Origin of the sequence: Alteromonas gracilis, assembly GCF_002993325.1 — a bacterium.
Lineage (GTDB): Bacteria > Pseudomonadota > Gammaproteobacteria > Enterobacterales > Alteromonadaceae > Alteromonas > Alteromonas gracilis.
The window spans coordinates 1-8,227 of sequence record NZ_PVNO01000008.1; the positions used below are offsets into that span (position 1 = coordinate 1).

The following is an 8,227-nucleotide window of genomic DNA, read 5'->3' on the forward strand; positions in this document are numbered from 1 at the left end:
GTTGGTATGACTCCCTTTGTCAACCCTGAGCGAGTGCATCCCTGACATTCTTTCAGCCCATAATTAGCTTTGTTTCTCACTCATAATAAATTGAGCTAACGCACCGGATGAGGCAGTAATGTCGTCGGTTGGTATGCTGGTATTCGTAGGTTACTTATTCATTGAATAAGCAGAGCTGACCTTACATGTTCCGCCGTAGCACCTTCTCATCAGTCTAGGCTCGTGGATCAATCACCATTAAGTGATTGCCATCATAACGCCCTCGTAGGTTGTGCCACATCCCGCGGCCTGATCCGAATGCGTTAGCTCAAACTCGTTTATCATGCAGGTACACGGCTCAGTCTTAGTTTTGGATTAACCGGCGTAAGTACCACTTCCTTTGCAATAGCCCAGATGTATGCCGCCATTTCTCTAGCTATCGCGGTAATGATTAAATTGTAGTGCTTTCCCTTTTTACTCATGCGCTGATAGCGTTTGCACAAGCGAAGCTGTGCTTTCCAAGCGATATCGACGATGTCTTTAGGTAAGCCTTCCTGCCTTAACTGTAATTCAGTAGAGACGTTAGCCGGATAACGGTAGCTGTGCGCCCCCTCAATCAGTAAACGCCTTGCTCGACCATTTCCTGCTTTTGTAATGGCTCCTAAGTGTCGCTTTCCACCTGATGATTGTTCACTGGGAACTAAGCCCAGATAAGCCATGAGCTTTCTGGGATGGTCGAAGCGGTGTAAATCACCGAGCTCTGCCACCACACCAACAGCAACGAGCAATCGAACGCCTCGCATCGCCTGAACGGCTTTCACTACTGGGTAATAACGCCATTGGTGTACATGGTGGGTTAACTCATTGTCGAGCCTTTCCAGTCGCCGGATACGTTCCTCAATGGTTTGCAGTTGTTCCTGCAAGACAATTTGCTGGGCTGGATGAGGCAAAATCAGTTCGGTGAGCCAGCGAAGGTGTTTCTTCGACCAGTTGGCAGTGCCTTCATAACGTATGTTGTTGCGAAGTAATAAGGCTTTGAGTTGATACTTTGCTTCTTTTAAATCCTTCATTGCCGCTTCACGAGCACGTGATAAATCCCGAACCGCTTCATCTTCTGGCTCAGGCACATAGATAGGCGTGAGATCTTCGGACTTTAGTGACCTAACGAGTTTAAGCGCATCCCTGCGATCGGTTTTAATTCGCTCTCCTGGCTTTTTGGGAATAAGAGACGGAGCCACTACATAGCAACAATGCCCAAGACTGGTAATGAGACGATATATCCAGTAGCCACATGGCCCTGCTTCGTAAACAACGTGAAGTGTTGCGCCAGGATATTTAGATTCAAACTGGCGGAGCAGCTTTTTTACACTGACTTTGGAAGAAGGGATACGGCCGTAATGAACCGGACTCGCCCCGCGATGTTCCTCACAATATGCCACTTCATGGAATTCTTTGTGTGTATCCAACCCGATAAAAATCATGCTATGTTTGTTCATGCTAGCCTCCAAATGATTTAGTCTTAAGCAAACTAATTATGGCACTGGCTTTCAGCTAACCCACGAAAATGCGGAGGCTAGCATTTCACAGGGAGTCATTGTGTCTAGCTACCAGAGGAAATCATGGAAGAATCATTCTCTTTTTTAATGCAAAATCTGTCTTTAATCCTATTGATTGCATTAGCGTCCCATTGTTTTATTTTGCACATCAGGAATCGAAAAAGAGAACTTTTTGAGGTTAATGGAAACAAGGTACTGATTAATCAAACAGCTAAACTTCAGTTTATTTTGGCACACAAAAAATCTATTCCAATTGAAAGCGTTGTAAAAATTGAGATTCACGGGAATCGATTAAGCCTCTTTCAAAACAGCAACAATGCCATTGATGTTTGGGTGCAACCAAAGCATCTAGATAGTGAGATTGGTAAAGCAAAAAACGTGTTTAGCCATGCAGTTTTTTCAGACTATGGTAGCTAACAACTCAATAAACTCACTCACTTCGTTCGCTGGGACGCATACACGCAGGGCGGCTTCGCCATTATGCCCTACGTGCCTGCGCCCGTTATTGAAAAGTTAGAAGGCGTCAGCCAAACTGCGCTTGCTTAATTAAATAATCAGTTCAACTACCCTCACCTGTTTTCACCAGCATCGCTCTGGCTTTTGGTAGTTTTAATGTCGCCGCTTTAAATCCTGCGGTTGCGCATTAGGCGCTTTATCGCCAAGTTCTTAATTTCAGCCAGCAAGCGCCAATGCGTTTGTTAGCTCAAAGGGCGGCTTGCTTCAGTTAAATCAAAAACATCACCGCACAGTCATTTTGCTTGTTTGCGTTAACAATCAATCGTATGCTGGCTTCGTTAGTTTTTAAAAAGGCTAAAGGAACAGGCTTCCCTTCTAACAAGGCGCTTAAGCCACTCCCTTCGGTCGCTGGGACGCATACACGTGGGCTGCTTCGCATTATAACCCACGCGTCTGCGCCCCTTAGCTTAAAGTTAGAAGGCGTCAGCCAAACTGCGTTTGCTTAATTAAATAATCAGTTCAACTACCCTCACCCGTTTTCACCAGCATCGCTCTGGCTTTTGGAAGGTTTAATGTCGCCGCTTTAAATACTGTGGTTGCGCATTAGGCGCTTTATCGCCAAGTTCTTATTTACCGTTAGTAAGCGCCAATGCGTTTGGCAGTTCAAATGGCGGCTTGCTTCAGTCAAATCAAAAAAATCACTGCGCTGTCGTTTTACTTGTTTGTGTTAATAATCAATCGTATGCTGGCTTCATTAGTTTTTAATAAGGCCAAAGGGACAGGCTCTGCTTCTAACAAAGCGCTCAAGTTCACTCCCTTCGGTCGCTGGGACGCTAACATGTGGGCTGACTCACTTCGTTCGGATTTTAGCCCACATGCTAGCGCCCCTTAGCTTAAAGTTATATGCTTGTGGTAGCTTGAAAAATGGAAGTATTTAATAGCAGAAAATGGATGTATTGTGGTGCTGTCCTTATTATGCCTACAGCTGCTCTTTTTAAATCACTTATAGAGTGGGCCGTTCCGCTATATTTAGTAGCAATTTTATTAGTTTTTCTCGACCCCTATTTTAAGGAATTACGGTCTCAACAGGCTTCAACTAATAGATACATAATTGTTATTTTGTCTTCTGGTCTTGTTGCTGGGATCATTTCAAATGTATTTCCACAAGCACATGCATGGCTTGTATCTGGTTGGTTTTTATTTTTTGTAGCGTATGGTTGGCCAATAGCAACAAAGATAGATCGTAATAATGGCTCTTAAATACAGCGCATATAACAACCCAATCAACACACTCACTACGTTCGCTGGAGAGTTCCCCCTATAAAGTAGACACCTAACCAAATATCAGGTAGGTGCAAAATGGCAAAAATAGTCAGTGCAGAACGGGTCGTTGAATATTCACTGGAATTTAAAATTCGGGTGGTTAAGTTGACGCTAGCATTAGATGTTAAAGCGAAGGATATTGCGGACATTCTAGGGCTACATCCGATAATGATTTATCGTTGGCGACAAGAGTACAAAGCAGGTAAATTTAAAGAAAAGCCGACGAGAAGAATTTCAATGACTAAAGCGACCTCTAATGACAACAAAGAGTTCAGCAAAGACAAAGAAATTGCGAAGCTCAAAAGGGCCCTAGCGGACGCTCGGAAGGAAAACAACTTCCTAAAAAAGTGGGAGGGGTATCTGAAGGAACAAAGTCAGAAAAATTCTCGTTCATAAACGAACGCCGTGATGAATTTGGCATCAGATACCTTTGCACTCAATTACAAGTCTCCACAAGCGGCTTTTATAAATGGTTGCATAAAGGGCTTAGCCATCGCCAAGCGCTGAATACTGAGTTAACAAAAGAAATCTATCGTCTTTACACCCTTCATAAAGGGAATTACGGCAGTCCTCGCATTCATAAGCAACTGCAGGCTCAAGGTTGGCAGGTCAACCATAAAAGAGTTGAGCGGATAATGCGCGAACAAAAACTAGTCGGTAAAGCCGCTAAAATATATCGACGTCACGCCCTGCCAGAAAACACCTGCAACAAGGTAGGTAACCTTATCTTGAACCACGCAATCCCACCCCGCCCAAACCAACAATGGTGTGGCGATGTAAGCTATTTAAAACTCAATGGACAGTTTATATATCTGGCAGTTGTTCTTGATATGTACTCTCGAAAAGTCATCGGTTGGTCACTCGATAGGCAAAGGAAAGTATCGCTAACAATAGACGCTCTTGACATGGCAGTTAAGTCCAGACAGCTTTGCTCTGGTTTAATATTCCACAGCGACAAGGGAACCGAATATGCGTGTCATGACTATCAGAACCATCTAAAGAAGTGCGGAATAAAGCCAAGCATGAACCGGCCAGGAAAGATGACAGACAATATCTACGTTGAGACATTCTTTAGGACATTTAAGACCGAGACATACCACGGTGAAAGGTTTAAAGATGAAAGCCACTTACGGAAAACTACGCAATGGTATATTGAGGAGAATTATAATAATCAGCGAATACACTCATCGTTAAACTTTAAAACACCACAGCAATATGAAAGTATGTAACTTAACAAATAAAACCAGTGTCCACTTTTATGGGTGAACTCTCCTGGGACGCAAACACGTGCGCGGCTACGCCATTATTGCACACGTGTTTGCGCCCCATATTTGGAAGTTATACGGAATTGGTCAGAATAACTTTTTAACATCGCGATAAAAGTTTTCATGAGAGCCAAGTGCAATCAACTCAAATATTACAGTGCCATCCTCGTAGCTGTAACCAAGTAAAGTTAACTGCTTGACCATCTTGAATTTGTACACGCGAAGAAAGGCTAGGTCGCCTTTTTTCTGCTCACCTAGAAGAGGATCGGCCATGAGTTCCTTAACCGCTTTATCCAAGTCTTTTTTCTGATTCTGATGTAACTTCTTTACTGCTCTCTTAAAATTAGCTGTCTGTAAAACACTGGTAATCTTAGCCAAAATCGTAAGGCTCCAATTTTCCAACCTCTTTTTCAGCTTTGGAAATAATTGCCTGTTTCACGAATTCGTAAGGCAAGTCAGGGTTATCTTCCATCATTTCACCTATCTTTGCCCAATGCTCAATCTGTTTTGGCATAGTTCGGTTTAGTGCTTTGCCCATAATCGTAGCTTTCTCAACTAGATCTTGGTCTAGTCTTACGCTCGCGGTTGCCATAATATGTCTCCTAATGGTTCGTCATTACATTGTAGCAATGCGCTACAGGTGTGGCAAATTGCGTATAACAAACGCATTAAATCGCTCGCAGGCTCGCTGGGACGCTAACACATGGGCTGCGTCACTTCGTTCCTAATTTTAGCCCATGTGTTATCGCCCTTATGCGGGTGTTATGTGCCTAGGAAACATCAATTGTCGGGCAAATGTCGGGGTAAATTCGTACCCGACAGTGTAAAAAATGAGGAATTCTTCTTTTCGAGAACGCAGGAAGCAACAATGATTTTAAAACAACTTCGTATTAGCAAACGCTTATCACAAGAGCAACTTGCTCAAATGTCTGGATTAATTGTTAGGACAATTCAGCGTTTGGAAAGCGGTGCGAATGCTAGTTTAGAATCTAAAAAGTGTCTTGCTGCTGCTCTCAATGTCAATATCGACGCATTAGAACAGGAGAATACCTCAATGGACAAACAATCAGAGAACTGGAAAAACCTTCCTCTTATTTTAAAAATTTGGTTTACCTTCAACTTTCTTCAAATGAGGCCAGTTCGCCACACAGCTAAAAGAATGGAAATATTCGGGCATACGTTTGGTTTCTTTTTTTGCTGGCTTGGTCTTTTCAACGAAGCAGCATTGGTAGGGGGTTTGCTAATGCTAATTACCGCCTATTTGTTCACTCTACTTAAATGGCAAGGCGACAAATATCAAATATGGTACGAACCAACATCGAATGAAGACACATAACAAAAATTAAGTCTCTCACTACGTTCGCTGGGACGCATACACGCGGGGCGGCTTCGCATTTCAGCCCACGCGCCTGCGCCCCTTAGTGGGAAGTTAGCTGCCACAGCGCAGTAATGCACAACATCCTGTACATGTACTCATTTCCGATCTAAACTTGTCTCATATAATGTACAAGTGGGGTGCAAAATGAGAATTGTCTCTTTTACCGAAGCTCGAAATGGTTTAAAAGCCGTTTTGGACAATGTAATCAACGATGCAGATACAACAATAATCACCCGTCGTGACTCTGAGGATGCTGTGGTAATGTCATTAGATTATTACAACAGCCTTATGGAAACCGTTCATCTACTTCGTTCACCAGCGAACGCTGAACACTTAAATCGTTCAATAGCACAGTTTAAAGCAGCAAAAACGACCCAGCGAGAACTTATTGATGAGTAACAGGTTGTTATCATGGACTGATGAAGCTTGGAATAGTTACGTTTATTGGCAGACTCAAGACAAGAAAACCTTGAAACGTATCAATAAATTAATTTCAGATGTTAAGCGTTTTCCATTTGATGGAATTGGAAAACCGGAACCTCTTAAAGAAAATCTTTCAGGTTTCTGGTCCCGCAGAATAGATGACACCAACCGTTTGATATATGCCGTGGACGATACCGCAATTACGGTTATCTCATGTCGTTACCATTACTAGTAGGTGGCAGTTAACAACCCAATAAACACACTCACTTCGTTCGGATTTTAGCCCACACGTCTGCGCAAGTTATTGGAAACTTATATACAAGGAGGAAACCCTACGTGTCAGAAGAAAATATCAAAAAAATTGTAAAGCGATACAAACTTCTTTCATCATTTTGGCTGTTTGTCTTTTTAATTATTGCAATGTTTGCCAACTGGGCACTAATAGATTCAAATATTCGTAACCACTCTGAGCTTGGCCTTGAATACTATTCAAGTGACACAGGCTTTATTTGGGGCGCTATCATTGTTGGCTTAAATGTAGTCTTGCAATTATTTTTCTACTCTCTAGAAAAAATCCTGCTCTTTTTGCAGCAAGAAAGTAGTTTTTCGAGTTAAGTTGTGTATAACAAGAGACTATGGCGTCAATAGTTAATTTAAAGCCTTTGGCGCTTCCCACATCACACCATCTCTCAACATTGAATTCAGTACTATTACCATCTTTCTCACACAGGCAATCAAAGCCACCTTTTTAGGCTTTCCTGCGCTTACTAACTTACCGTAATAAGATTTAAATACAGGGTTTGATTGAATCGCCGACATCACAGCCATAAAGAGTACTGTTCTTACTTGGTGACGGCCACCTTGTATTTTCCGATGCCCTTTATACCGCCCACTTTCTTTGCTCATCGGTGCAACACCAACTAAGGCTGCTGCTTGTTTGTTCGTCATATAACCAAGCTCAGGTAGATTACTTATTATTGACGCAGCTGCGACTTTTCCAACACCATTCATGCTTTGAAGCAGTTGATCTTTCGCTTTAAATTCCGGCGTCAACTCAATCATCTTCAGGATTTTTTCTTCGACCTTTTTTATCTGATTACCCAAAGCCGTTAATATCGGTTTTATCGTCATCGCAAGGTCTTTGGGCATGATTTGAATTCTATTTTTTTCCATTGTTTGCATGGAAAGGAGTTGATTACGACGCGTGACTAAATCGCTCATAGCGCGCATGGCTTTTGGCTTCAGCTGAGTTAAGTCAGGTTTTATCACCTCACTAAAGTGCGCTATTAGTTTAGCGTCGAGCTTGTCAGTTTTAGCTCGCCGCCCTATCGCACCAGCAAATCGTTTTATGTGAACTGGATGGGCAATGACAAATGGAAGTTTTGCCTCAGCGCACGCCATTGCAAAAGGCATTTCTAATCTGCCCGTCGCTTCAACAACTATTCTTTCGGGCTGATATTTCTTGAGTTCGACAATCGCTTCTTTTATCCCTCTTTCATTGTTTTCTACACAGAAAAAGATATCCAAAGGCCGTATGTAAATATCAAGCTGTGATTTGCCAGTATCTACCCCAACGTTAATTTTTTGCTTTGTAATAGTGTTCATAATAAGCTGACTCTTGCTTGCATAATGCGGGTTCGAGACCCAGTAGACTATTCGAGTGTGGTGCTTGGAGTCCTATGAGGCGTTCTTTCTTGTTATCGGTCTCTCAATTGAGGAGCCAAAAATTAATCGAACTGCCAAATAGAAAGCTTTAGTTGCTGCTAAAGCCTGGGTCTCACATTACCCGAAATTGATGAAAAAGGATTTAAGTTAGGTGGGTAATTATCCATACAAAAAAATTAAGT

The 8,227-nt window shown here is 42.4% G+C and carries 13 protein-coding genes; 9 read left to right on the plus strand and 4 right to left on the minus strand.

Annotated features, from left to right (window positions below):
- Nucleotides 1–320: 320 nt before the first annotated feature.
- Nucleotides 321–1,475 (minus strand): IS110 family RNA-guided transposase, encoded by a 1,155-nt coding sequence (locus C6Y39_RS03940; protein WP_105930027.1) that lies wholly within the window; start codon nucleotides 1,473–1,475, stop codon nucleotides 321–323.
- A gap of 123 nt (nucleotides 1,476–1,598) precedes the next feature.
- Between C6Y39_RS03940 and C6Y39_RS03945 the strand changes: the two genes are divergently transcribed.
- The 5 genes from C6Y39_RS03945 to C6Y39_RS03960 all read left to right on the plus strand — a co-directional run bounded on the left by C6Y39_RS03945 (nucleotide 1,599) and on the right by C6Y39_RS03960 (nucleotide 4,543).
- Nucleotides 1,599–1,952 (plus strand): hypothetical protein, encoded by a 354-nt coding sequence (locus C6Y39_RS03945; protein WP_105930028.1) that lies wholly within the window; start codon nucleotides 1,599–1,601, stop codon nucleotides 1,950–1,952.
- A gap of 688 nt (nucleotides 1,953–2,640) precedes the next feature.
- On the plus strand, nucleotides 2,641–2,883 hold the full coding sequence (locus tag C6Y39_RS18720) for a hypothetical protein (RefSeq protein WP_167390617.1): 243 nt from the start codon (nucleotides 2,641–2,643) through the stop codon (nucleotides 2,881–2,883).
- 32 nt (nucleotides 2,884–2,915) lie between these two features.
- Nucleotides 2,916–3,251, plus strand: a complete 336-nt coding sequence (locus C6Y39_RS03950; protein WP_146128589.1) for a hypothetical protein — start codon at nucleotides 2,916–2,918, stop codon at nucleotides 3,249–3,251.
- 99 nt (nucleotides 3,252–3,350) lie between these two features.
- On the plus strand, nucleotides 3,351–3,710 hold the full coding sequence (locus tag C6Y39_RS03955; protein WP_105930030.1) for a transposase: 360 nt from the start codon (nucleotides 3,351–3,353) through the stop codon (nucleotides 3,708–3,710).
- Nucleotides 3,662–4,543 (plus strand): IS3 family transposase, encoded by an 882-nt coding sequence (locus tag C6Y39_RS03960; protein ID WP_105930031.1) that lies wholly within the window; start codon nucleotides 3,662–3,664, stop codon nucleotides 4,541–4,543. Before C6Y39_RS03955 ends, C6Y39_RS03960 begins: the two co-directional genes overlap by 49 nt.
- Nucleotides 4,544–4,666: 123 nt before the next feature.
- On the opposite strand, the gene C6Y39_RS03965 is transcribed toward C6Y39_RS03960, so the two are convergent.
- Nucleotides 4,667–4,957, minus strand: a complete 291-nt coding sequence (locus C6Y39_RS03965) for a type II toxin-antitoxin system RelE/ParE family toxin (protein WP_105930032.1) — start codon at nucleotides 4,955–4,957, stop codon at nucleotides 4,667–4,669.
- A complete protein-coding gene (locus C6Y39_RS03970) occupies nucleotides 4,950–5,171 on the minus strand; it encodes a TA system antitoxin ParD family protein (RefSeq protein ID WP_105930033.1) in 222 nt (73 codons plus the stop codon). The genes C6Y39_RS03965 and C6Y39_RS03970 overlap by 8 nt, the downstream gene beginning before the upstream one ends.
- Nucleotides 5,172–5,447: 276 nt before the next feature.
- Here C6Y39_RS03970 and C6Y39_RS03975 point away from each other — a divergent pair, with 276 nt between their 5' ends.
- The 4 genes from C6Y39_RS03975 (at nucleotide 5,448) to C6Y39_RS03990 (ending at nucleotide 6,995) form a co-directional block, all read left to right on the plus strand.
- On the plus strand, nucleotides 5,448–5,915 hold the full coding sequence (locus C6Y39_RS03975; protein WP_105930034.1) for a helix-turn-helix domain-containing protein: 468 nt from the start codon (nucleotides 5,448–5,450) through the stop codon (nucleotides 5,913–5,915).
- A gap of 186 nt (nucleotides 5,916–6,101) precedes the next feature.
- A complete protein-coding gene (locus tag C6Y39_RS03980) occupies nucleotides 6,102–6,356 on the plus strand; it encodes a type II toxin-antitoxin system Phd/YefM family antitoxin (RefSeq protein ID WP_105930035.1) in 255 nt (84 codons plus the stop codon).
- Nucleotides 6,349–6,612, plus strand: coding sequence for a Txe/YoeB family addiction module toxin (locus tag C6Y39_RS03985; protein ID WP_105930036.1), 264 nt, complete (start codon nucleotides 6,349–6,351; stop codon nucleotides 6,610–6,612). Before C6Y39_RS03980 ends, C6Y39_RS03985 begins: the two co-directional genes overlap by 8 nt.
- A gap of 104 nt (nucleotides 6,613–6,716) precedes the next feature.
- Nucleotides 6,717–6,995: a hypothetical protein gene (locus tag C6Y39_RS03990; RefSeq protein ID WP_105930037.1), complete on the plus strand. Its 279-nt coding sequence runs from the start codon at nucleotides 6,717–6,719 to the stop codon at nucleotides 6,993–6,995.
- 33 nt (nucleotides 6,996–7,028) lie between these two features.
- Here the strand turns inward: C6Y39_RS03990 and C6Y39_RS03995 are convergent, their stop codons facing one another.
- Nucleotides 7,029–7,985: an IS110 family RNA-guided transposase gene (locus tag C6Y39_RS03995; RefSeq protein ID WP_105930038.1), complete on the minus strand. Its 957-nt coding sequence runs from the start codon at nucleotides 7,983–7,985 to the stop codon at nucleotides 7,029–7,031.
- Nucleotides 7,986–8,227: the final 242 nt, after the last annotated feature.